Source organism: Hydrogenophaga taeniospiralis (assembly GCF_020510445.1).
Taxonomy (GTDB): Bacteria; Pseudomonadota; Gammaproteobacteria; order Burkholderiales; family Burkholderiaceae_C; genus Hydrogenophaga.
Genome location: NZ_JAHBAG010000001.1, coordinates 4,108,756 through 4,132,075 on the forward strand (window position 1 = coordinate 4,108,756; position 23,320 = coordinate 4,132,075).

Consider the following 23,320-nt stretch of genomic DNA (forward strand, 5'->3'; position numbering starts at 1 on the left):
ACCCCCGACGCCGCACGACGAGGCCTATGGCTGCCGGGCGCTGTTGATCCAGGCCTGGCGCGTCACGTCGTCCAGCGCGTCGTCGACCATGCCATGGTCGGCCACCACGCGCAGCCGGTCTTGGGCCAGCAGGCGCTCCACCCCCCGCTTCGTCATGGACAGGGAACGCCCGTCCGCCCCGGTGAACAGGAACATGGTCCCGTGGGGACTGGCCCAGGTGACCTGGCAGCGCAGTGCACGGCCCTCGTGCCAGACATCGACCCAGGCGCCCACGGGCAGGACCTGCACCTGCTCATCGGCCATCTCCTCCTTGAGATCGGCCCAGTCGCGCGGCAGGATCTCGGTGTCCACGAAAGCCGGCTGCGTGTCAATCAGCGCGTCTTCCATGAAACCGGTGTCGCGCGCTTCGGCCGGTTGCATCCAGAGCTCGTCGCCATCCGGTTCGAACTGAGCACTCGGTGGCGCTTCCTCGACGGGTTCGTTGCGCTGGGTCTTGTACGCCGCCTCGTGCAGGCCCATCAGGGCCGCGAAAAACGCCTCGGTCTGGGCCCGTGGGTAATCGATCGCGTCCAGCCCCTCGCGCAAGGTGCGCAGCAAGCCGGGGATGACCTTGATCAGGCGCGGCCGGTTGCGACTGGCCTGCGCCAGCTGGGAAGACCACAACAGGTCGGGCAGGATCTCGGTGTAACGCACCGCGGGCGTCTGCGCGGGTGCCAGGGATGCGGACGTCGCCGGCTTTTCGGCCGCGTCCATGCGGGCCTGCGCCACCACCTGCGACCAGGGTCCGGTCAGAAAGCGCCGCACCACGCCGGGCGCGCGCTCGAAATCGTTGCGCGCGCGGAACTCGGCCGCCACCCGTTCGGCCAGCAGGTTGCGCTGTTCCACACGCATCAGGGTCTGCACGGCCAGCCCGCGGGCCTGCGCCTGCCTGGGCGCCAGGGCCTCGGCCTGCGAGCGCGTCAGTTGCTCCAGCAAGCCGGGAAAACGGTCCGGCAGATCGGCACCCGGAGCCTGCAACGCGCGCACGACGTCGTGCACCTGGGTGGCGAACGCGGTGTATCCCGAGTCCTGCTCGCTGGTGAATGCCAGGCCGCGCTCGGCGATGGCGTCGAGCAAGCGGCGAGCGGGGTTGTGCCGATCGGCAAAAAAACGTGGGTCGCTGCGCGCGAGCTGCAAGAGCGCCGGCTTCAGGCCCTGCAGCATCTCACGCAGCGGGGCCAGCAGCCGCTCATCGGTCGTCAGGCGCCGCAGCATCAGCGTGACCACCTCGGCCGCCAGGGTGCGCACCATGGCGTTGCCCGAGCCCGAGGCGCCCTGGTCGCTGGGGCCGCTGCCCGCCTGATCGAGGTTGCCCACCAGCAACTGGTGCAGGTGGTCCAGGGTGAGCAGCGCATCGGGGCCGCGCACCGCTTCCGTCGAAACCGATTCGCTGCGCGAGCCGCTCTCCGGCCCTGCCGGGGTCGGTGTCCGGCCCTGGGGCGTCTGGATCACGGTGTAGCCCGCGGGCACGACGCCCCAGCTGTCGAGCAGCGCACTCAGGCGCGCGTACATGCCCTGCAACTCCTCGCCGAGGGCCACGGCACCGGTCTGCAACCAGCGCGAACGCACCGCCGGGTCCACATGCAACCCGCTGAGCGCGCGTATCAAGGCCGTTACCACCACCTCGGAGCGCAACGGGTTGGCCTCGATGCGCACCCGCTGCAGGCCACGGGCGCGGCTCATGCGCGCGTTGAGTCCGACCAGTTCCTCGTCGGCCGACATCTTGATCACCTGCTGCACCCGGGCGAGCTCCACCGTCTCCTGCACCTGCTCGTCGCCCATGAGCTCCAGTTCGTCAAAGCTCAACGATTTCAGGCTGCGAACCTTGCTGCCGGAGGAAGGCAGCGCGCCTTCCACCGATTCGGCAAAGGCTTCCAGAAAACGCGCCGCGATCACCTCGCGGTGGCTCTCCAGTGTGGTCCGGGCCTGACCGAGTGCCTGCTTTTCATGCAGGTGGCTTGCAACGCTTTCGCGCTGTTGCAGCGTCTCGTGCAGTTTGGCAAGCCAGCGCGGAATCCACTCGCGCGTTTGCACAAGGGCTTCTTTCAGGCACGCATCAAAGGACTCGTTGGGGCTGGCGTCCATGGGGCCGGGTACCTTTCATCTCCGCGAGGAGTGAGGGTTGGTATGCCTTGCATTATCACCACCCAGCCTGGTACGCGAAACCCGGATGTGCGCGCCCAAACCCGCCAGTTCAAGGCTTTGCCAACAGCGCCTGCCACCCCGAGACGCCCAGGGCCCGCAGGGTCTGGATGTTGCGCTCGACGATCGCGTCCGCGTCCCCGCCATCGGAAGCCACCGCACGCGCCACGCTTTCTTCGCGCAACAGGTGCAGCGTGGGGAAAGGCGCGCGGTTGGTGGCGTTGCTGATGTCGTCGGGTTCAACGCCCTCAAACTGGAACTGAGGGTGGAAGCTCGCGACCTGGATCACGCCGTCGAGCCCGTGCTCTTCCACCACATCGTCCACCACGCCCATGAAGTCGTTGAAGACGAAAAAATCCGGAAACAGCGTGGGGTGCACCAGCAACGTGGTGTCGATCTCGTCGGCCGGCGTGTTCACCAGCAGGTCCAGCTCTCGGTCCAAGTCGTCCAGGAATGCATCCAGATGCCGCGCCCGGCTCACCACGATGCGCACCTGGTTCTTCACATAGACCGACCGCGCGAACGGACACAGGTTCAGCCCGATCACCGCCTTCTCGATCCAGTGGCGGGTGTCGGCAAGAACTTGTTCGTCGGTCATAAGAGAAAGTGCAAATCGAGAAAAGGGTAGCTATCGCAGAATGCCGCGGGTCCGGGTTTCCCGGCCCGCAGGCATTGCCCCCTTGAGGGGGTGACGCGCCGCAAGGCGCGGCGCGGGGGTGGGCCTCACTTCAAGGCTTTGTAGCGGAACCGGTGCGGCCGCGCACCCTCTTCGCCCAGGCGCTTCTTCTTGTCGGCCTCGTATTCCTGGTAGTTGCCGTTGAAGAACACCCACTGGCTATCGCCTTCGGCGGCCAGGATGTGGGTGGCGATGCGGTCCAGGAACCAGCGATCGTGGCTGATCACCAGCGCGCAGCCGGCGAACTCCAGCAACGCGTCTTCCAGCGCGCGCAGGGTTTCGACATCCAGGTCGTTCGAGGGTTCGTCCAGCAGCAGCACGTTGCCGCCTTCGGCCAGGGTCTTGGCCAGGTGCAGGCGACCGCGTTCACCGCCCGAAAGCGTGCCCACGCGTTTCTGCTGGTCACCGCCGGAGAAGTTGAAACGGCCGCAGTAGGCCCGGCTGGGCATCTGGAACTTGCCGACCGTGATCATGTCCAGGCCGCCCGAGATGTCTTCCCAGACGGTCTTTTCGTTCGACAGGTCGTCGCGGCTCTGGTCCACCACCGCCATCTTCACGGTCTGGCCGATCTTGACTTCACCGCTGTCGGGCTGCTCCTTGCCCGAGATCAGCTTGAACAGCGTGGACTTGCCCGCGCCGTTGGGGCCGATGATGCCGACGATGGCGCCGGCCGGGATCTGGAAGCTCAGGTTGTCGATCAGCAGGCGGTCGCCATAGCTCTTGCTCACGTTCTTGAACTCGAACACCTCGTTGCCCAGGCGCTCGGCCACGGGAATGAAGATCTCGTTGGTTTCGTTGCGCTTCTGGTAGTCGACGTCGCTCAGCTCTTCAAAGCGCGCCAGGCGGGCCTTGCTCTTGGCTTGCCGACCCTTGGGGTTCTGGCGCACCCACTCCAGTTCCTTCTTCATGGCCTTGGTGCGGGCGTCTTCGGTGCGCTGCTCCTGCTCCAGACGGGCTTCCTTCTGCTCCAGCCAGGTGGAGTAATTGCCCTTGTAGGGGATGCCTTGGCCGCGGTCGAGTTCAAGAATCCACTCGGCCGCGTTGTCCAGGAAGTAGCGGTCGTGGGTGATGGCCACCACGGTGCCCGAGAAGCGCTTGAGGAACTGCTCCAGCCATTCCACCGACTCGGCGTCCAGGTGGTTGGTGGGTTCGTCCAGCAGCAGCATGTCGGGCTTGGACAACAGCATGCAGCACAGCGCCACACGGCGTTTTTCACCGCCGGAGAGCTGGCCGATCTTGGCCTCCCAGGGCGGCAGGCGCAGCGCGTCGGCGGCGATCTCGAGCTGGTGTTCGCTGTCGGTGCCTGCGGTGGAAATGATGGCTTCGAGCTGGGCCTGCTCGGCGGCCAGGGCGTCGAAGTCGGCGTCTTCTTCGGCGTAGGCCGCGTACACCTCTTCGAGCCGCTTCTGGGCGGCGCGCACGCCGCTCATGCTGGCCTCGACCGCTTCGCGCACGTTCTGTTCGGGATCAAGCTGAGGTTCCTGCGGCAGGTAGCCGATGCGGATGCCCGGCATCGGGATGGCTTCGCCCTCGATCTCCTTGTCCAAGCCGGCCATGATCTTGAGCAGCGTGGACTTGCCCGAACCGTTGGTGCCGAGCACGCCGATCTTGGCGCCGGGGAAGAAAGAGAGGGAGATGTCCTTGAGAATCTGGCGCTTGGGCGGCACGATTTTGCCGACCCGGTTCATGGAGAAAACGTATTGAGCCATGGTGTCTGTCTGTCCGAGTGATCTGCAGCCGAAAGGCCGCGCAACCCATGATTATCCCAGCATGCGACAATACCGGCTGTTGGGCACTTCAGTAGGCCCGGCACCAGCACAATGCTGGGGGTGTGCACCAGCCACTGGCCGCCACCCACCTTGTGAATCCATCAGCCCCAGACTGACCGGCCGCCGCCCTCCTACACAGAGGACAGCAGCCGGAGTGGCCGATGCCCCCAGCGCCCTGGACGGGCGCCTCATCAAGCAATGAACTTCGAAGAACTGAATCTGGCCCCGGCCATCGTGCAAGCTGTGCGCGAGCACGGTTACGAAACCCCCACCCCCATCCAGGCCGAGGCGATCCCCGCCGTGCTGGCCGGACGCGATCTGCTCGGTGGTGCCCAGACCGGCACCGGCAAGACCGCCGCCTTCACCCTGCCCCTGCTGCACCTGCTGAGCCAGGGCGAACGCGCCAAGAGCAAATTCGGCGGCGTGGCCATCCGCGCCCTCGTGCTCACCCCCACCCGCGAGCTGGCCGCCCAGGTCGAAGAATCGGTGCGCACTTACGGCAAGCACCTCTCGCTGACCTCCACCGTCGTCTTCGGCGGCGTGGGCATGAACCCGCAGATCAACGCCATGAAGCGCGGCGTGGACATCCTGGTGGCCACGCCCGGACGCCTGCTCGATCTGCAGCAACAGGGTTTCCTCGACCTCTCCGGCGTGCAGATGCTGGTGCTGGACGAAGCCGACCGCATGCTGGACATGGGCTTCATCCACGACGTGAAGAAGATCCTGGCCCTGGTGCCCAAGGAAAAGCAGAGCCTGCTGTTCTCCGCCACCTTCAGCGACGAAATCCGCGACCTCGCCAGCGCCCTGCTGAAAGATCCGCTGCACATCCAGGTGACCCCGCGCAACACCACGGTGCAGCGCATCAGCCAGGTGATCCACCCCGTGGGCCGTGGCAAGAAGAAGGCGCTGCTGGTGCACATCATCAATGAGCACAACTGGAGCCAGGTGCTGGTGTTCACCCGCACCAAGTTCGGCGCCAACAACGTCGCCGAGTACCTCACGAAAAACGGCATCCAGGCGATGGCGCTGCACGGCAACAAGAGTCAGGGTGCCCGCACCCAGGCACTGGCAGGCTTCAAGAGCGGTGACATCAGGGCCCTGGTGGCCACCGACATCGCGGCGCGCGGCATCGACATCGACGAGCTGCCGCACGTGGTGAATTACGAGATCCCCAACGTCTGCGAAGACTACGTGCACCGCATCGGCCGCACCGGCCGCGCCGGCAACAGCGGTGAAGCCATCAACCTCGTGAGCCTGGACGAAGAAGGCTTCATGATGGACATCGAGCGCTTCACCAAGCAGCAGATCCCGGTGCAGATCTTCCAGGAGTTCATGCCCGAGCCGGGTGAAAAGGCCGAGCCCATCGCCATGGGCCGCCAGACCATCTGGGGCGGCGCCGGCAAGCCGCCGAGCCGCGAGGTGATGGCCGCCGCCGCCAAGGCCGCGCGCACCGAGATGCTGCAGCGCGTGCGCGAGAAGAAGGCCGACGCGCCACAAGGTGGCCGCGGCAACGGCGGTGGCCAGCGCCAGCGCCCGGCCGGTGACGGCAGCCCGGCCGCCGACGGCCCGCGTGGCGAAGGCCGCCGCGCCCAGGCGGGTCAGCGCCCCAACGGTAACGGCAATGGCCAGCCGCGCAACGGCGGCAACCGCAATGGCGCGCAGGGCCAACGCCCGCCGCGCCAGGCCCAGGGTGACCGCATGGATCGGGGCGATCGCCCCGAGCGCGGCGACCGTGGCCCGGCGCGTGGCGAGGGCGGCGCAGAGCGCCAGCCTGGACCCAACGCCCACCTGGGCAGCCTGCGCATCCGCGAACCGCGTCCACGCACCGCCGCCCCGGGTGGTCAGCCCGACCCGCTGCGCACCAGCATCGACTCGATGCGCACCGGCAACCGCGGCAACCGCTCCGGCCAGGGCCGTGGTGGCCAGGGCCGCAACGGCGACGCGCCGCGCGGAGGCCCCGCCGATCCGCTGCGCACCAGCTTCGGCCGGATCCGGTAACTTCCCCTCCACCGTCGGTTCCCGGGCGGTTCCAGCGCCCCGGACCTCGACGGCGCGGGCACCCCGTGGCCCGCCGGGTTTGGCACTACAGTGCGGTCATGGAAACTGACCGCACGTATCCCGTCCCGCAAGTCCCTGTCGCCCCGTCTGCCCTCACCGGCAACGGGGCGCAGTCGCGTTTCGCCACCCTCATGGTGGCAACTTGCAATCTGCTCAACCTGGCGCAGCCCGGGCGGCACTTCTACGACGGTCAGGACCCCTACAGCCAGAACGAGTTCGAGCGCAAGGTCGAATGGCTCGGCGCACGCTTCAAGGTGCTCAACGCCGATGTGATCGCGGTGCAGGAGGTGTGGGACGAGGTCGCATTGCGCGCGGCGGTGGCGCGCAGCGGCCTGCAGTACGGCTTCGTGAGCGTGCCGGGCGCGGAGAACGGCCCCGGCCAGCACGGCGCGCAGGGCACGCCGCGCGTGGGCATCGTCAGCCGCCTCAAGGTCGAGTCGGTCCTGTCGCTGGTCGATTTTCCGGCCGCTGCGGTGGTGGATGTGCCGGGCCTCGGGCCGCATACCCGCTTCGAGCGCCCGCCACTGTTCGCCACCCTGCGCATGAAGCACGGCCAGGCCGTGGGCGTGATCACCGCGCACCTGAAATCCAAACGCCCCAAGTACCTGCAAGACGCCGAGGGCCGGCCACTGGAAGACCCGGACGACCCCACCGTGCAGGCCATTGGCTCGCTGCGCTCGCTCATCATGCGCGCTGGCGAAGCGCTGGCGCTGCGCCTGAAGGTGGTGGAGCTGCTGCACCGCACACGACTGCCACTGATCGTGATGGGCGATCTGAACGACGGCCCGCACAGCGTCACCACACAACTCATCGCCGCCACCTCGCAAGTGGCTTACGACAAGGGCGCGCGCGACAACGCGCTCTTCAGCGCCTGGGACGTGATGGGCGAGGCCGCGCTGCGCCGGGACGTGGCCTTCTCCCACATCCACCAGGGCTACCCCGAGGTGCTTGACCAGGTGCTGGTGAGCGAAGAGTTCGTGGCCACCAGCCGCGCCTCCATCGGCGATGTGAAGCGCGTCGACGTCTTCAACGACCACCTGTTCGAAGGCCGCGACCGCAGCCGCAGCGACCATGGGTTCGTGCGCGCGCTGTTGCGCCTGCGGCTGCCGGACCCGGTGCAACGGCAGGGCCAAGAACAGGTTCCGTTCTGTTCCAATACCGGTGCGGAACACGAACCCTCCTGATCCCATGAAATTGCTGCTTGCCGAAGACGACGCCATGCTGGGCGCCAGCATGGAAAAAGGCCTGACCCTGGCCGGGTTCACCCTGGACCGGGTGCGAGACGGCCAGCATGTGCTGAACGCACTCGAAAGCCACACCTACGACGTGATCCTGCTCGACATCGGGCTGCCCAAGATCGATGGCCTGCAGATACTGCGTCGGATGCGTCAGCAGGGGCTGCAGACCCCGGTGATGCTGGTGACGGCACGGGATGCTGTTCAGGATCGCGTGGCCGGATTGAACCTGGGGGCCGACGACTACCTGAGCAAACCCTTTGATCTGGATGAACTGATCGCCCGCATCCACGCGCTCGCGCGCCGCCGAAGCGGTCAAAGCCAGCCGCAGCTTCAGCTGGGTCGGCTGCAACTGAATCCGATCGAGCGACAGGCACGGCTCGGAGACACGCCGCTGGCGCTGTCGCCGCGCGAGTTCGATCTGCTGGAAATACTGATGCGCCAGCCCGGGGCCGTGCTGTCGGTGAATGTGCTGGAAAAGCAGCTCTACAACTGGGGCAACGAGGTCACCAGCAACGCCGTCGAGGTGCATCTGCACCACCTGCGCAAGAAGCTGGGCGAGCCCTGGATCGTCAACGTGCGGGGTGTGGGCTACAAACTGGTGCCGCTCGCTTGAACTCCATCCGATCGCGCCTTCTGCTCTGGCAGATCTCGGCCCTGGTTCTGACCTCGGTGGTGGTCGGTGTTCTGACGTTTCGGCTCGCCTGGGGTGGATTCAACGACGTGCGGGACCAGGGCCTGGAGCAGATTGCCCAGGCGGTGTTGCGGCATGACAAGACCTTGAATGCCGGCAGCGCCAACGCGGCACCCAAGGCACCGCAAGACCTGTCCATCCTGGAAAAGAAGTGGTTCGCCGAAGACAGGTATCTGGACCAGTTCGTCAGCCAGATCTGGAGCAACCAGGGTGTGCTGCAGTACTCGTCGCTGCCCGAGGTCGGTCCACCGATGCAGCCCTCGGGGCACCACATCGTGACCTGGCGTGGCCAGAGTTGGCGCCTCTACACCCTGCCCCAGGGGGACCGCCTGGTCCAGGTGGCCGTCACCACCCATATCCGGCGGCAGCACTTCTACGAGCTGACCACCTGGCTGTTGATCCCGCTGGGCGTTCTGGTGGTGGTGCTGGGCATGCTGATCCACCAAGCGGTCCTGCGCTCGTTGCGTCCGCTGGAAAACATGCGCCGCGAACTGGGCCAGCGCGATGTCGCGGACCTGCAAGCGGTGTCCACCACCGGGTTGCCTGCGGAGATCGTGCCACTGGCCGAAACCCTGAATCAGCTGCTCACGCGCATGGACGTCCTGCTGGCCCACCAGCGGCAGTTCCTCGCCGACGCCGCGCACGAACTCAACACGCCACTGGCCGCCATCCGGCTGCAGGCCCAGCTGGTGCGACGCACGCCGGAGGCCGAACGCGTCGCCGCGCTGGACGAACTGGACCGGGGCATCCTGCGCACCAGCCACCTGGTGTCCCAGCTCTTGCAGCTGGCGCGGCTGGAACCCGATGCCCGCCGTTCCGAACACGCCATGGTGCAACTGGACGCGCTGGTACGCGAGGTGGTGGTGTCCTTCGCGGCGCGTGCCGCCGAACACCGCATCGATCTGGGTCTGACCTCGGCCGACCCAGCCTGTGTGCGGGGCGATGCGCAGGCGCTGCGGGCCATGCTGGACAACCTGGTGGACAACGCCCTGCGCTACGCCGGCGAAGGGGCCCGCGTGGACCTCGCCTTGCGCGTGGAAGGCCACCACGCGGTGGTGGAAGTCATGGACAACGGACCGGGCATCGCGGCCGCGGACCGCGAGCGGGTGCAGGAGCGCTTCGTCCGGCTCGATCAGGGGCAATCCACCGGCAGCGGGTTGGGCCTGGCGATCGTGAGAAGCATCGCCGATCTGCACGCGGCCCATTTCGAGATCACCGATGCGCCGTCCGGTGGGCTGCTGGCGCGCATCCGCTTTCCCATGGCCGCCGACACCCCAACCCCAACCTGAACACCCGACCGGTCAGGCCGGAGCGCTCAGCGCTCAGCCCCGCTTCTGGATCGTTCCGCTGAAATAGCGCTCACGCATGCGCCGGGCCGCGCGCCACAGGATGGGCGGGGCAAAGTCCTGGCCCATGCGCCAGAGAACACCTTTGAACTCTTCGGTGGGACGCTCTTTGAAGATGGTGGTGTGGATGCCGTCGGCCTCGCCCTTGGGCCGACCGTTGGAGTAGTAATACAGCGCCAGCGACTTGCGGGTCACGTCTTCCGGGCAATTGAGCGGGTCGGGGTGCCCGTGGAACGATTCGCTGGTGGTCGAAAAGATGGCCAGCCGGTTGAAGACCGGCAGGATCTTGTCGCCACAGAACGACGTGTCCTTGTTCCACAACTCCAGGTGGCCGCCGTACTCCTCTTTCCAATCCTTGTTCAGGTACAGCAGGATGTTCACCCGGCGGTCCAGAAAAGTGGCGTCGTGGTGGTTGAAATCGGCGTGCAGCTTGAGCAGGCCACCCTTGCGGATCTGGTGCAACCCACCACCCCGCAAAGCCGGGTCGGGAATCAGGTTTGGAATGCCGGTGACTTTTTCGAGAAAGCGCAGAAACGGCAGGGAATGCAACTGGTAGAACAGGTTGCGGGTCACCGGGCCGAACTTGGTTTCATCGGCGCACACCAGCTTGATTTCGGTCTGGCGGTTGTAGTTGTGCCAGTCGATGTCGCCGGGCTTGGGGAATTCGCTCAACACCGCCTGCGCCACGTCCTCGGGCAGAAAGTTGTCAAACGCGATATGGGGAAATGGAGACCCTTGCGCGTATTTGTCCACGCTCTCGGCCGCCAGGGCCGCGTATTTCGGGTCATCAAAAACAAAGCGGCTGCTCAATCCGTGCGCATCCATTGTGTGCTCCTCGACACTGTTCGTTCACATCCATGCCGCGAGCCATCAAACGATCCGTATCAATAGCACCTCCAAGTGAATTGAACGTCTGCCCAAGTCGCAGCCAACCGGAAAATGTAAAGAGCGGAAACTTAAAAATCACTTAAGGCACAGCCGATCTGGGCGCGCGCCAGGGGTTTGTTCGCACGGAATCGGGCAGCACTTCGGCGCTCACCACGCCGATGCCCATGCCTTTCGTGCAGGCGCAGACGCTGCCGCGACGGCGCGAACCGCGCGATCGGAAACGCAGGAAGGGGGAGGAAGGAAACGCTTCAGGCGAAGCGCAGCATCGCCACCGGTGGCAGGTCGTTGGACACGCCTCGCCAGTGCTCGCCTGCGTCGGCGCTCAGCCACAGGCCACCGGTGGTCGAGGCCATGGCCAGGGTCTGACCGTTGTCGGCCACGGCCAGACCGTGTCGATAGACCAAGTGGTAGGCGTGGGTCTGCGGCAGACCGCTGGAAAAGACCCGGAAGCTGGCACCACCGTCGTCGGTGCGCGTCACCACCATGCGGCCGTCCACCGGGATGCGGCAGGCATCGGCCTGTGCCGGCACGAACCAGGCGCTCTTGGGGTTCTGCGGATCACAGGCCACCGCAAAGCCAAAGCCGGACGGCACAGGAGCGTCGATGCCCGTCCACCGCTGGCCACCGTTGTCCGAGCGGTAGATGCCGCAGTGGTGCTGCACCCACAGCACGTCGGGATGGGCGGCGCATTGCACCAGGCAATGGGGGTCCTGCGTATTGCCGTCCTCGGCGTTTTCGACCGGCAGGTAGTCGGCCTTCATGCCCGCTGCGGTGAGCGCCCAATGCTCGCCGCCATCGTGCGTCTGCCAGACACCACCGCAGGACACGGCCACCGTCACGTGGCGCGCATCGCGCGGGTCCACCACGATGGAGTGGATGCCGGCGTGGTCGTAACCACCACCGAACCAGTCGCGGCGCCCCGGCTGTTCCCACAGCGCGGTGTTGAGCGTCCAGCTGGCGCCAGCGTCGTTGGAGCGGAACAGCCCGGCCGGGATGCAGCCCGCCCACAGGGTGCCGGGCTGGTCCGGGCCACCCGACGCGAGCGACCAGATGAGGTCCACGCTCCACGGGGTGGGATCGTCGGCCCAGGGGCCTTCGGTGGGTTTGAGGGGAAAGGCCGGTGCGGCGATCTCCTGCCAGGTCTGGCCCTGGTCGGCGCTGCGGCGCAGCTTGACGCCGAAATGGCCCATGCGCAGCGCGGCGTACCAGGCCCCATCGCGGGCGTCGGCCAGCACGCTGGTGACGGGCTCACCCGGGAAGTGGTGGGCGGCGATGGTCCAGTCCGTGCCAGCACCACGCAACACGAACAGGCCTTTTCGGGTGGCGACCAACAGTGGCTGCATGTCCGGCTCCTTGGTTCGATGTGGGGTTCAGCCGCCGCTCAGCGCCTGGACGACCAGCACCTTGTCGCCGGCCACCAAACCCTGATTCAACGTCACACGGTCCTGCACCATCTGCCGGTTCACGAAAACCGCCACGTGTTTGCGCACCGCACGCTGGTCGTCAAACACGTAGTGCGCGAGTTCGGGGGCGGCCCTCAACGCGGTCTCCAGCACCTCGCGCAGCGTGCCGGGCACGACCTGCTGCGGCGCGCAGTCCACATGGCGGCGCAGGCTGGGGGCGAATTCGACGTGGACCATGGCGGCTGACGGGCGGGTCCACCAGTTTCAGCCATTGCCCGGGCGTGTGCAAGCGGCGCCAGCGGGGCGTGTAAGCCGCTGTAAACCAGGGCCTGGTTTTCCTCTCAACGGGTCGGGCCGTGCACCCGAATCACCCTCGCACGAACAAGGTCACCAGCGGCTCGTCCCCCACCTGCCGGCTCCAGTGGCCGTGCAGCTTCGGGTCGAACGTGGCGCCCTCGGGCAAGGTGTCGGCGGAATAGAAGTGATCACCCGGGCCAAAGACGCGCGAGCTGCCATCCTGCAGACCGATCTCCATCCGCCCCTGCAGCACGAACAGCCACTGCGGCGCACCGGTGCAATGGAACTGGCTGCGAAAGCCCACCGGACTCTGGCGCAACTGGTAGCCGCCGCTGGCCATGAGCGGCGACAGCCGGGCCGCGGGCGTGCCCTCGGTCAGAGGCACGGCCTCCTCGCGAAATTTCGCACGGCCATCGCTGTCGGTGTACAGCACCACCTTGTTGAACTGACTCATCACGCGCTCCTCGGTTGGAGCCCGGTTGTACCAGATGGCCTTTCACGGACCGCCCGCCGCATCGGCGCCAGATGCGACAACAGCCTGGTGGCTGGTGGCCACCAGGCTGTCGAACCGGCATCCGGTGATCAGTTCACCGACTTCGCGGAGTAGCGGTTCGGGTACAGCTCGTTGAGCTTCTGGCCGGTTTCGCCGTTGGCCACGATGTCGCCCGTGCGCTGGGCTTCGATCAGCTCGGCGCGGACTTCGGCGCGGGTCTTGCCCTGGGCCACCGCCTCGGAAGCGTAGCGGCCGGGGTACACCTGGTTCAGCTTTTCACCGGTTTCGGCGTTGGCCACGAGGTCGCCCGTGCGGACCGCTTCGCGCAGTTCGGCCTGAACTTCCACACGCGTCCTGGGCTGGGCCACGACCTGGGCGGGGTAGTTCTGCGGATGGAGCTGGCTCAACGTTTCACCGGTTTCGCTGTTGGCCACGACGTCGCCCGTGCGGACCGCGTCGCGCAGCTCGGCCTGGACTTCGGCGCGGGTCTTGCCCTGGGCAACCACCTCGGCGGCATAGCGGCCCGGGTAGACCTGGTTCTGCAACTCGCCGGTTTCGGCGTTGGCCACGATGTTGCCGGTGCGCTGGGCTTCCAGCAGCTCGGCGCGGACCTGCTCGCGGGTCTTGGCCGTTGCGGGGTCGGCCGCCAGGGCGTGACCGGCGGACAGGGTGGCAATGGCGAGGGTGATGGCGGTGAAGTAAGAGCGTTTCATGACAAGTTTCCTTTCAGGGTTGGTGAGGCTGGAAAGGCCGCAAAACACATCAGGGTCTGCCCAGCATCGAAGCGTTGATTGAGGTTTTGCGCTGCGATGGGGTGAACTTTAAAGTTTCCGTTTCCATAGAAAAACAGGCAAATCCTCTCTGCTATATTGCTGAAACAGAAACAATGTCCCCTTGAAACCCTGGAGACTGCCCTATGGACCGACTGACCTCCATGCGTGTTTTTCAGCGCGTGATCGACGAAGGCGGCTTTGCCGCCGCCGGTCGTGCCCTGGACATCTCCCCGGCGGTGGTGACCCGTCTGGTGGCCGATCTGGAAGAGCACCTGGGCACCCGGCTGCTGCACCGGACCACCCGACGTCTGTCGCTCACCGAGGCGGGCGAAACCTACCTGGAACGGGTGCGCCAGATCCTGCAGGACCTGGACGAGGCCCACGCGCTGGTGAGCTCGCACACGAACGAGCTCGCCGGGGTGCTGCGCATCCTGGCCCCGCCGGTGCTGGCCACGCACGTCCTCGCGCCACTGGTCGCGGGTTTCCGCCAGGCCTATCCCAAGATCCAGCTCGACATCGAGGTGAACAACCACCGCGAGCCACCGATCGAAGACTACGACGTCACCCTGCTTGGCGCCCCCACGTCCTTCGATGCCGACGTGATCGCGCGCAAGATCATCTCTGGCGAAGCCATCCTGGTGGCCTCGCCGGCCTACCTCGCGCGCCGGCCCGCGCCGCAGACGCCCGCCGAGCTCGTCCAGCACGAGTGCCTGCGCATCAAACCCGACAACCACCGCAAACTCGGCTGGCAGCTGTTCCGGTCGGACAAGGCCGATGAGAGCGTCGAAATCGACGTGCCTGCCGTGCTCTGGACCAACCACACCGACACGCAGCTGCGCGCCGCGCTCGACGGCGCCGGCATCGCGGCGACCACGGTGGAACTGGCGGCGCCCCACCTGGCCAGAGGCGCCCTGGTGCGCGTGCTCGCGCCCTGGATCACCGGCCGCTACACGCTCTACGCCGCGCTGCCGAGCCGCAAGTTCATGCCGCGGCGCACCCGCGTGTTTCTGGACTTCCTGACCGTGCAGACCCAGCTGGCTGTGGTCAACGCCCTGGCCGCCTGCGAGGCCTGCTGAAGCGCCGTTACAACCGGTTTCACAAGAACCTGCGGCGGCTCAACCCCATTTGGCGACCCCGTTCGTTTCAGTGAGCTCCATCCACTTTCTGGAGCTTTCATGAAACCCCGTCGTTCCCCTCTTCAGCGCCTGGCTCTGCCCGCGCTCGCCGCCCTGGCCCTGTTCAGCGCCCTGCCCGCCCAGGCCGTCGGACGGATCGCCGACGTCCACGTGATCGACCGCGACAGCGGCGAGGTGCTGCCGGTGATCCGGCACCGGGGTGAACATTGGGTGGTCGGCCGCCCGGGCGCGCGTTACGCCGTGTCGGTGCGCAACACCTTGGACGCCCGCATCATGAGCGTGGTGTCGGTTGATGGGGTGAACGTCGTTTCGGGCGAAACCGCCTCGTGGGAGCAGACCGGCTACGTGCTCAGTCCCTGGCAGCGCTACGACATCACCGGCTGGCGCAAGAGCGACGCCGAGGTGGCCGCATTCCACTTCACCGCAGCGCCCGCGTCCTACGCCGCGCGCACCGGGCGGGCCGCCCAGGTGGGCGTGATCGGAGTCGCCGTGTTCCGCGAAAAGACACCGATGCCCGCGGTGATCGCGCCCGAGCCCTACAGCCAGGCCCCCCTGCGCGAACGCCTGGGCGCGGGGGAATCGGCCCAGGCCATGAGCCAGGACAGCAGCGCCGCGCCGAGCAGCGTGCCACCACCCCCACCGGCGCCCGCTGCCGAGGCCAAGGCACAGCACGACGGCTCCCTGGCGCGCGAAGAGGCCGTGGCATCGCGCCGCATGGCGCCCGCCAGCCCGGCGCCGCGCCTGGGCACCGGCCACGGCGAGCGCGAGGGCTCCTGGGTGGGCCACACCACGTTCGAGCGCCGCAGCCAGCGGCCCGATGAGCTGATCCGCATCCGCTACGACAGCCGTGAGAACCTGATCGCCATGGGCGTCATCCCCCCCGATGCGATGCCCCACCGCCCCAACCCCTTCCCCGGCGCCCCCTACCCGCGCTACGCGCCCGATCCGAACTGAGCGGCTGAGGGGCCGGACACGCGGATGCGTCGCGGGGGCGCAGCACCATAATCGGTCGCATGGACGCGGCCGGTTCCCCCAGCGACGAGCAACTCATGCACGCTTTTGTGGCCGGTGACGCACGCGCTTTCGAAACCCTGTACGACCGCCACGCCCTGCCCGTGTGGCGCTTCGTTCAGCGCAGCGTGAACAACAGCGCCCTGGCCGACGACCTGGTGCAGGACGTGTGGTTCAGCCTCGCGCGGCAGGCCCCGGCATACGAAGCCCGCGCGCGCTTTCGGACCTGGCTCTTCACCCTGGCCCACCACCGCCTGGTGGACCACTGGCGCACCCACAAGCACCACACCAGCCTGGACGCACAGACCGAAGAAGGCGCGACGCTGGCCGACACGCTGGCGGCCGCATCCGGCTTCGGCCCCGAGCGCCAGCTGACCTCGCGCGAACAGGCGCAGGCCCTGCTGGACGCGCTCGCGGCCTTGCCCGCTGCGCAGCGCGAAGCGTTCCTGCTGCAGGCCGAAGGCGGCCTGAGCCTGGCCGAAATCGCACAGACCACCGGCGTCAGCCCGGAGACGGCCAAGAGCCGGCTGCGCTACGCCCGCGCCCGCCTGCGCGAAACCCTGGAGGCGCACGCATGAACCGCGACCAGCCACACCCGCCAGCGCACGGCCCGGGCCCCGAGGACCTGCTGCTGCGCCGTTACCACGAGGCCAACGCGCTCGACAGCGCGCGCCCCGACCCGGCGCTGCGTGACGCCGTGCTGACCCACGCACGCAGTGTGGCCGCCGCGCAGTCCGCCAGCCGTGCCGGCACGCCCGGCGTGAAACCGCAGCCCGCCGCCAACGACCACCGCTGGGCCTGGCGGGCCCTGGGCAGCGTGGCCGTGCTTGGCCTGGTCGGCCTGCTGGTCCTGCAGTTCGACCGCGGCACACCCGAGGAGCGTGAGGCCGCGTTCGGACTGCCAGCCCCGCCATCGGCCGCACCCGCACCCGAAGCCACACCACCGGCCGCAGACACCTCCCGAAAGGCGGTGGAACCCGCTCCGGTCCAAGAGGCGGCCCCGGCTCCCAAGGCCAAAGCGCAACGCCAACGCAACGAAGCGACGTCAGAACCCCTGCCGGCGACCGCTGCCCCTCCAGCGCCGCCGCCTGCTCCTGCTCCGTTGTCATCACCGCGCGCCGCACCCGGGGCCCCCGGGTCCATGCGCCCGGCACCGGCCAGCCCACTGGCCCGCGAGGAAGCCAGCGCGAACCGCGATGCGGCCGATGCGGTTGGCGCTGCGGCGCCAGCACCAGCTCCAGTGCAGGCCGCGCCCATGGACTCGTCCCGCCAACAGATGGGGGCGGGGGTGGCCCGCCGCGGCGTTTCCCCAGCGGGTTCCGAGCTGCTGGACGCCGCCGCACGGGGCAATGCTGCGGCGGTGCGCAGCCTGCTGGCGCAAGGGGTTGACGTGAACAGCGTCGACGCCGACGGCCGCACCGCGCTCATGTGGGCCGCGCGGCGCGGTGACGCCGCGCTGATCCGTCTGCTGCTGGGCGCGGGCGCCGACCTTCGGCGCGCCGACCACGATGGGCGCAACGCCAGCGAACACGCCCGCCAGGCCGGCGAAGAAGCGGTGTTGCCGCTGCTGCGGGTGGACCCGGACCGCTGACACCCATGGACTGGCCCAGCGGCCAGACAGTGATCAGACGGCGGTCAGCGCCCGCTGCCCGCCTGAACCGAAGGATTCAGGGGGGTCAGTGCCTGCCCGGTGCCCAGATAGGCGATCAGGTTGTCGGCCGCCAGATTCGCCATCGCCAGACGGGTGGGCAAGGTGGCGCTGGCGATGTGCGGCGTGAGCACCACGTTGGGCACGGTCAACAGGTCCGGGTGCACCCGGGGTTCCCCCTCGAACACGTCCAGCCCCGCAGCGGCGATGCGCTTCTCGCGCAGCGCCACGGCCAGCGCCGCGTCGTCCACGATGCCGCCGCGCGCGATGTTGATCAGTGTGGCCGTGGGCTTCATCTGCGCGAGCTCGGCCGCACCGATGGTGTGGTGCGATTCGGCGCTGTAGGGCACGACGAGCACCAGGTGGTCGGCCTGTTGCAGCAGCTCGGCCTTGCTGACGTAGCGCGCCCGGCAGGCGGCTTCGCTCTCGGCGTCGAGCCGCGAGCGGTTGTGGTAGATCACGTTCATGCCAAAGCCGTGCGCGCCGCGCCGGGCGATGCCTTGGCCAATGCGCCCCATGCCCAGGATGCCCAGCGTGCTGCCGTGCACCTCGGCACCGGCAAACATGTCCAGCGCCCAGCGGTTCCACTGACCGGCGCGCAGGAAATGCTCGCTCTCGCTGATGCGCCGCGCCGTGGCCATGAGCAATGCAAAACCGAAGTCGGCGGTGGTCTCGGTCAACACGTCGGGTGTGTTGGTCGCGAGCACGCCGGCGGCCGTCATGGCCGGCACGTCAAAATTGTTGTAGCCCACCGCGATGTTGGCCACGACACGCAGTTGCGGGCAGGCCGCCAGCAGCGCCGCGTCGATCCGCTCGCTGCCCGTGGTCATCACCCCCACCTTGCCCTGCAGCCGCTCGATCAGCTGCGCGGGCGTGAAGGGCGCGTCCAGCTCGTTGGTCTCGACCTCGAAATGCTCACGCAGGCGCGCCACCACCTCGGGAAACACGGCACGTGCGATCAGGATGGCGGGGCGTTGGGTCAAGGCATGACTCCGGTTTAAACGATTGACCCGCGCTCATCCGGAGCGCGAGGACCCACCCAGCACACGCCGAAGATCCGGCTCCGCCGGTCCAAGGGCGTGGTCCCCCTGGGGGGAAGCCGCGAAGCGGCGCAGGGGGGAGCCTTATACCGCCAGGAGATCCACCTCGAACAGCAGCGTGGCGTTGGGCGGAATCACCCCGCCCGCGCCGCGCGCGCCGTAGCCGAGCGCGGCCGGGATGACCAGGCGGCGCGTGCCGCCCACGGCCATGCCCTGCACGCCTTCGTCCCAACCCTTGATGACGTGGCCAGCGCCGAGCGGGAATTCGAAAGGCTGGCCGCGGTCCTTGCTGGAGTCGAACTTGGCGCCTTGCACGCCGTCGTTGAACAGCCAGCCGGTGTAGTGCACCTGCACCGGGCGACCGGCCTGGGCGACTTCGCCGCCGCCGACCACGGTGTCTTCGTATTGCAGGCCGCTGGGAGTGGTGATCATGAAATGTCCTTGGATGGTATTAAATGGGAAGGGGCGATTATTCCAGCCCCGGCGCAAAGCCCGCACGTCGCACCATTGGCAACACGGATTTACACAAGCTTTTCATCGACCATGGCAAGCGTTAACGCGCGCCGTGTGTACTGCAGACTCCCAACCAACACAGGTGTCAGGAGACCCGACATGAACCCCAAGACCTCCCCACTCACCCGCCGCATGGCGCTGGGCGCCATCGCCGGCACGGCCTTGCTGACGGCACTGCCCGCCATGGCCCAGGGCCAACTGGCCGATGTGCGCATCATCAACCGCGACAGCGGTGAAATCCTGCCGCTCTACCGCCACCGGGGCGAGTTCTGGGTGGCGGGTGAGCCGGGCGCACGCTACGCGGTGGAGCTGTACAACCCCACCCGCGGACGGCTGCTCAACGTGGTGTCGGTCGATGGGGTGAACGTCATCACCGGCGAGACCGCGGACTTCGAGCAGCCCGGCTACGTGCTCGCGCCGGGGCAGCGCTACGACGTGAGCGGCTGGCGCAAGAGCCGCCGCGAGATCGCGGCCTTCGAATTCACCCGCTTGTCGCGCTCCTACGCCGCGCGCACCGGCCGCCCGGACGATGTCGGCGTGATCGGCGTGGCGGTGTTCCGCGAACGCAGGTTCTACCGCGCGCCCGAGCCGGAGATCCGTCCCTACGAGCGCAGCGCACCGGTGCCGGGGACGGATTCCGGCCCCGCGTTCCAGGAGAAGTCGCAACGCTGGAGCGAGCCGTCGGCCGCCGGTCCCCAATTGGGCACCGGCCACGGCGATCGGGAACGCGACCCGGTGGGCCGCACCGACTTCGAACGACGCAGTTCACGGCCCGATGAGATCGTGCGCATCCGCTACGACAGCCGCGCCAACCTCATGGCCATGGGCATCATTCCGACCTACCATCGCCCGCCGCGTGAATACCATCCCCGCGCCTTCCCCGGCGAACACCCGGGCTACGTGCCGGACCCGGAGTGACCCCTCCCCTGCGCTTGAAGCAACACCAACCGGGGCCACCGCCGGGCTGGCTTTGCCAGACGGCTGGTGGCGCCCCCCTGGGGGGGGTGACGCGAAGCGACGCAGGGGGGTGCTTTACGCCAGCCAGTGCGTGAAGCTCTCGACCGGTTCGCGCGGCGTGACGAAAGTGTTGACCTTGTCGGCCGGGTCGGCGTAGCCGAGCGACATGCCGCAGACCAGCATCTCGTTCTCGCCCGCGCCGATGTGGGGCAGGATGATCTTCGCGAAACCGTTCCAGGCCGCCTGGGGGCAGGTGTGCAGGCCGTGGCCGCGCGCGGCGACCATGAGGTTCTGCATGAACATGCCGTAGTCCACCAGCGAGCCACGGCCCATCACGCGGTCGAGCGTGAACATGAGCCCCACGGGCGCGTCGAAGAAACGGAAGTTGCGCTGGTGCTGCGCGTGCATCTTGTCCTTGTCGCCCTTGGTGATGCCGAGCAGGCCGTAGAGCCCCCAGCCGTTTTCACGTCGGCGGTCGATATAGGGGCTGACCCACTTCTCCGGGTAGTAGTCGTATTCCTCCCGGTACTCGGACGCCAGCGACGGATCGGCACGCAGGGCGTCGTGCGCGGCACAACATTTCTCCACCAGCGTGTCGCGGCTCGCACCCTGGAGCACGTAGACCCTCCAGGGCTGGGTGTTGGTGCCCGACGGTGCACGGCTGGCCACGCGCAACAGGTGCTCGATGGTCTCGCGCAGCACCGGTTGGGGCAGGAAGGCGCGGACCGACATGCGGCTGGTGATGGCGGTGTCCACGCTGGCGGCGTCGATGGGCGCCGCGGGGGCCGAAGACGGGGGATTGAGGGTCATGCGTGATCTCCGTTTTATTGACGTTTACGTAAACGTCAATTATGTCAAGAACCCCGGCAAGGCGCTGCCGCTGTCACAGGATCGACTCCAGCGCCGACTTGAGCGCGGCCGGCAAGGGCACGGGGCGGCGTGTTTCGCGGTCCACGTACACGTGGACGAAGTGACCGCAGGCGGCGGCGGAGTCGCTGTCCTGCGCAAAAAGACCCACCTCGTAGCGCACGCTGGAGCTGCCCAGGTGGGCCACGCGCAGGCCGGCCTCCACGGCTTGCGGGAACGCCAGCGGCGCGAAGTAATTGCACTGGGTCTCCACCACGAGACCAATGACCCCGCCACCGTGAATGTCCAGCGCACCCCGCTCGATCAGCCAGGCGTTCACGGCGGTGTCGAACCAGCTGTAGTAGACGACGTTGTTGACGTGGCCGTAGATGTCGTTGTCGCTCCAGCGCGTACCGATGGCGCGGAAGACGCGGTAGTGGTCCCGGGCCTTGGCCTGGGGGCGCGCGGCGAGGGTTGCTGGGGCGCTCGTGTTCATGGCGCGGCATTCTGCCAGCGGGGCTCGGCGCCGGGTGTCGCCCACGTCGCCGTGGGCACAGGGGCATCGGGTGCCGCGCGCCGGGCCAACGCGGCCCAGCGCGCGTGGTAGTCCAGGGCCACGCGGTAGGTGTTCACCTGCGCCTGCACCGTGGCCTCCATGTCGGTGCCGTAGCCACCGGCCATGGCAAAGGCCAGCGGCAGGCGGCGCTGCCAGGCCCAGTCCATCACGCGGCGATCGCGCGCTTCCAGCCCGTCGAAGCTGAGCTTCAGACGCCCAAGGCGGTCGCCCTCGTGCGGGTCGGCGCCGGCCAGGTAGATCACCAGACCGGGATCGAAGCGGCGCGCCAACTCGTCGAGCGCACGCTCCAGCGCCTCCATGTACTCGGCATCGCCGCAGCCGTCGGGCAGTTCCACGTCGAGGTCGCTCGGCTCCTTGCGAAAGGGGAAGTTCTTCGCACCGTGCAGCGAGAGCGTGAACACCGAGTCGTCGGTGGCGAAGACGCTGGCCGTGCCGTTGCCCTGGTGCACGTCCAGATCGATGATGGCTACGCGCAACGGCCCGCGGGCGCGGTGATGGCGCGCGTGTTCGGCCTGCATCAGCCGGGTCGCCACGGCGGCGTCGTTGAAGACGCAGAAGCCGCTGCCTTTGTGGGCGTAGGCGTGGTGCGTGCCCCCGGCCAGGTTGGCCGCCAGCCCATCGCCCGCCATCGCATCGCGACAGGCCTGGATGGTTGCACCCACCGAGCGCCGGGCCCGTTCGCACATGGCCGGGCTCCAGGGGAAACCGATTTCGCGCTGCGCACTGGCTTCCAGCGTGCCCTGACGGATGGCGCCGATATAGCCCGGCGTGTGCACCAGCGCCAGCTCGCCGTCGCTGGCGGGCAGCGCCTGCCCCAGACGCACCTGCGGCCATTCGGCGGCGAGGCGCTCGCGCAAGCGCCCGTATTTGGCCATCGGAAAGCGGTGGCCACTGGGTAGGGGCAGGATGAAGTGGTCGGCGTAGTAAGCGTGCACGGCGGGCGGGACCTCGACAGATGGGCGAACCCATTGTGTCCGCAGCGGGAAACCGGGGTGGATCGCCCGTGTTTTAGAAAACCGCCCCTAGATTGCTGCAGTGCAACAAAAACCACTTGCGCTCGATCGGGTTATCCCTATAATTCGAGTCATGTTGCAGCGCAGCAAAGCGAACGAAAACAACAGCGTACAGACAGCGCGGTGTTCTCGAGCAGCTCTCAACTAAACCTGTAAACCAAACTCAAGGAGTATTCACTATGTTGACCGCTGAACAAATCGTTGCCGCCCAGAAAGCCAACATCGAAACCATTTTCGGCCTGACCCAGAAAGCCTTCGAAGGCGTTGAAAAACTGGTCGAGCTCAATGTGCAGGCCACCAAGGCCGCCCTTTCCGAATCCGCCAACAGCGCCCAAGCCATCCTGAGCGTGAAAGACGCACAGGAACTGCTGACGCTGCAAGCCAGCCTGATGCAGCCCCTGGCCGAAAAGACCGTGGCCTACAGCCGCCACCTGTACGACATCGCTTCGGGCACCGGCGCCGAATTCGGCAAGGCCGCTGAAGCCCAGGCCGCCGACGCACAGAAGAAATTCATGTCCGTCGTGGACAACGCTTCCAAGAACGCTCCCGCCGGTTCCGAAACCGCCGTGGCCGTGATGAAGAGCGCCGTCTCTGCCGCCAACAACGCCATGGAATCGGTGCAGAAGGCTGTCAAGCAAGCCACCGAAATGGCCGAAGCCAACTTCAACACCGTGACTTCGCAAGCCGTCAGCGCCACCAAGGCCGCTGCCAAGAAACGTTGAACTGACCCGCAATCGTGCCGTTGATCGGGGTCTTGACTTCGGTC

23 protein-coding genes are annotated in these 23,320 nt (G+C 67.4%); 10 read left to right on the forward strand and 13 right to left on the reverse strand.

The features are described from left to right. Positions 1–24: 24 nt before the first annotated feature. The 3 genes from KIH07_RS19735 to ettA all read right to left on the reverse strand — a co-directional run bounded on the left by KIH07_RS19735 (position 25) and on the right by ettA (position 4,566). Entirely contained in the window at positions 25–2,124 is a 2,100-nt protein-coding gene (locus tag KIH07_RS19735) for a DUF1631 family protein (protein WP_226493582.1), read from the reverse strand. Between the two features lie 109 nt (positions 2,125–2,233). Next, entirely contained in the window at positions 2,234–2,779 is a 546-nt protein-coding gene (locus tag KIH07_RS19740; protein ID WP_226493583.1) for a DUF1415 domain-containing protein, read from the reverse strand. Positions 2,780–2,904: 125 nt separating this feature from the next. Beyond that, the gene (ettA, locus tag KIH07_RS19745; protein WP_226493584.1) at positions 2,905–4,566 is read right to left on the reverse strand and encodes an energy-dependent translational throttle protein EttA; all 1,662 of its coding nucleotides are present in this window, start codon (positions 4,564–4,566) and stop codon (positions 2,905–2,907) included. Between the two features lie 258 nt (positions 4,567–4,824). On the opposite strand from ettA, the gene KIH07_RS19750 reads away from it, so the two are divergent. The 4 genes from KIH07_RS19750 (at position 4,825) to KIH07_RS19765 (ending at position 9,902) form a co-directional block, all read left to right on the forward strand. Then, the gene (locus KIH07_RS19750; RefSeq protein ID WP_226493585.1) at positions 4,825–6,624 is read left to right on the forward strand and encodes a DEAD/DEAH box helicase; all 1,800 of its coding nucleotides are present in this window, start codon (positions 4,825–4,827) and stop codon (positions 6,622–6,624) included. 191 nt (positions 6,625–6,815) lie between these two features. Then, the gene (locus KIH07_RS19755) at positions 6,816–7,868 is read left to right on the forward strand and encodes an endonuclease/exonuclease/phosphatase family protein (RefSeq protein WP_226494769.1); all 1,053 of its coding nucleotides are present in this window, start codon (positions 6,816–6,818) and stop codon (positions 7,866–7,868) included. Positions 7,869–7,872: 4 nt separating this feature from the next. Then, entirely contained in the window at positions 7,873–8,535 is a 663-nt protein-coding gene (locus tag KIH07_RS19760) for a response regulator (RefSeq protein WP_226493586.1), read from the forward strand. Continuing rightward, complete coding sequence (locus KIH07_RS19765; protein WP_226493587.1) at positions 8,532–9,902, forward strand: sensor histidine kinase; 1,371 nt, start codon at positions 8,532–8,534, stop codon at positions 9,900–9,902. The genes KIH07_RS19760 and KIH07_RS19765 overlap by 4 nt, the downstream gene beginning before the upstream one ends. 33 nt (positions 9,903–9,935) lie before the next feature. Here KIH07_RS19765 and KIH07_RS19770 read toward each other — a convergent pair whose 3' ends face one another. The 5 genes from KIH07_RS19770 to KIH07_RS19790 form a co-directional block, all read right to left on the reverse strand. Then, entirely contained in the window at positions 9,936–10,784 is an 849-nt protein-coding gene (locus KIH07_RS19770; protein WP_226493588.1) for a 2OG-Fe(II) oxygenase, read from the reverse strand. Between the two features lie 311 nt (positions 10,785–11,095). Next, complete coding sequence (locus KIH07_RS19775; protein WP_226493589.1) at positions 11,096–12,190, reverse strand: WD40/YVTN/BNR-like repeat-containing protein; 1,095 nt, start codon at positions 12,188–12,190, stop codon at positions 11,096–11,098. Between the two features lie 27 nt (positions 12,191–12,217). Further along, the gene (locus KIH07_RS19780; protein ID WP_226493590.1) at positions 12,218–12,487 is read right to left on the reverse strand and encodes a MoaD/ThiS family protein; all 270 of its coding nucleotides are present in this window, start codon (positions 12,485–12,487) and stop codon (positions 12,218–12,220) included. Positions 12,488–12,617: 130 nt separating this feature from the next. Next, the gene (locus KIH07_RS19785) at positions 12,618–13,001 is read right to left on the reverse strand and encodes a hypothetical protein (RefSeq protein WP_226493591.1); all 384 of its coding nucleotides are present in this window, start codon (positions 12,999–13,001) and stop codon (positions 12,618–12,620) included. A gap of 128 nt (positions 13,002–13,129) precedes the next feature. Next, complete coding sequence (locus tag KIH07_RS19790) at positions 13,130–13,753, reverse strand: DUF4148 domain-containing protein (protein WP_226493592.1); 624 nt, start codon at positions 13,751–13,753, stop codon at positions 13,130–13,132. A 203-nt stretch (positions 13,754–13,956) separates the two neighbouring features. Between KIH07_RS19790 and KIH07_RS19795 the strand changes: the two genes are divergently transcribed. From KIH07_RS19795 to KIH07_RS19810, 4 genes are all read left to right on the forward strand, one after another. After that, entirely contained in the window at positions 13,957–14,889 is a 933-nt protein-coding gene (locus KIH07_RS19795; RefSeq protein ID WP_226493593.1) for a LysR family transcriptional regulator, read from the forward strand. A gap of 99 nt (positions 14,890–14,988) precedes the next feature. Further along, complete coding sequence (locus KIH07_RS19800) at positions 14,989–15,903, forward strand: hypothetical protein (RefSeq protein WP_226493594.1); 915 nt, start codon at positions 14,989–14,991, stop codon at positions 15,901–15,903. 59 nt (positions 15,904–15,962) lie between these two features. Further along, positions 15,963–16,538, forward strand: coding sequence for an RNA polymerase sigma factor (locus tag KIH07_RS19805; protein ID WP_226493595.1), 576 nt, complete (start codon positions 15,963–15,965; stop codon positions 16,536–16,538). Beyond that, positions 16,535–17,551, forward strand: a complete 1,017-nt coding sequence (locus KIH07_RS19810) for an ankyrin repeat domain-containing protein (protein WP_226493596.1) — start codon at positions 16,535–16,537, stop codon at positions 17,549–17,551. The genes KIH07_RS19805 and KIH07_RS19810 overlap by 4 nt, the downstream gene beginning before the upstream one ends. 44 nt (positions 17,552–17,595) lie before the next feature. On the opposite strand, the gene KIH07_RS19815 is transcribed toward KIH07_RS19810, so the two are convergent. Both KIH07_RS19815 and KIH07_RS19820 read right to left on the reverse strand, forming a co-directional pair. Next, complete coding sequence (locus KIH07_RS19815; RefSeq protein ID WP_226493597.1) at positions 17,596–18,591, reverse strand: 2-hydroxyacid dehydrogenase; 996 nt, start codon at positions 18,589–18,591, stop codon at positions 17,596–17,598. Between the two features lie 141 nt (positions 18,592–18,732). After that, positions 18,733–19,080 carry an FKBP-type peptidyl-prolyl cis-trans isomerase gene (locus KIH07_RS19820; protein ID WP_226493598.1) on the reverse strand — a complete coding sequence of 116 codons (348 nt, stop codon included), beginning with the start codon at positions 19,078–19,080 and terminating at the stop codon, positions 18,733–18,735. A gap of 180 nt (positions 19,081–19,260) precedes the next feature. On the opposite strand from KIH07_RS19820, the gene KIH07_RS19825 reads away from it, so the two are divergent. After that, positions 19,261–20,079 carry a hypothetical protein gene (locus tag KIH07_RS19825; RefSeq protein WP_226493599.1) on the forward strand — a complete coding sequence of 273 codons (819 nt, stop codon included), beginning with the start codon at positions 19,261–19,263 and terminating at the stop codon, positions 20,077–20,079. Between the two features lie 114 nt (positions 20,080–20,193). On the opposite strand, the gene KIH07_RS19830 is transcribed toward KIH07_RS19825, so the two are convergent. The 3 genes from KIH07_RS19830 to KIH07_RS19840 form a co-directional block, all read right to left on the reverse strand. Then, on the reverse strand, positions 20,194–20,928 hold the full coding sequence (locus KIH07_RS19830) for a nitroreductase (RefSeq protein ID WP_226493600.1): 735 nt from the start codon (positions 20,926–20,928) through the stop codon (positions 20,194–20,196). Positions 20,929–21,001: 73 nt separating this feature from the next. After that, positions 21,002–21,460, reverse strand: a complete 459-nt coding sequence (locus KIH07_RS19835) for an acyl-CoA thioesterase (protein ID WP_226493601.1) — start codon at positions 21,458–21,460, stop codon at positions 21,002–21,004. Continuing rightward, complete coding sequence (locus KIH07_RS19840; protein ID WP_226493602.1) at positions 21,457–22,476, reverse strand: histone deacetylase; 1,020 nt, start codon at positions 22,474–22,476, stop codon at positions 21,457–21,459. The genes KIH07_RS19835 and KIH07_RS19840 overlap by 4 nt, the downstream gene beginning before the upstream one ends. Positions 22,477–22,733: 257 nt before the next feature. On the opposite strand from KIH07_RS19840, the gene KIH07_RS19845 reads away from it, so the two are divergent. Then, complete coding sequence (locus tag KIH07_RS19845) at positions 22,734–23,276, forward strand: phasin family protein (protein ID WP_226493603.1); 543 nt, start codon at positions 22,734–22,736, stop codon at positions 23,274–23,276. Positions 23,277–23,320: the final 44 nt, after the last annotated feature.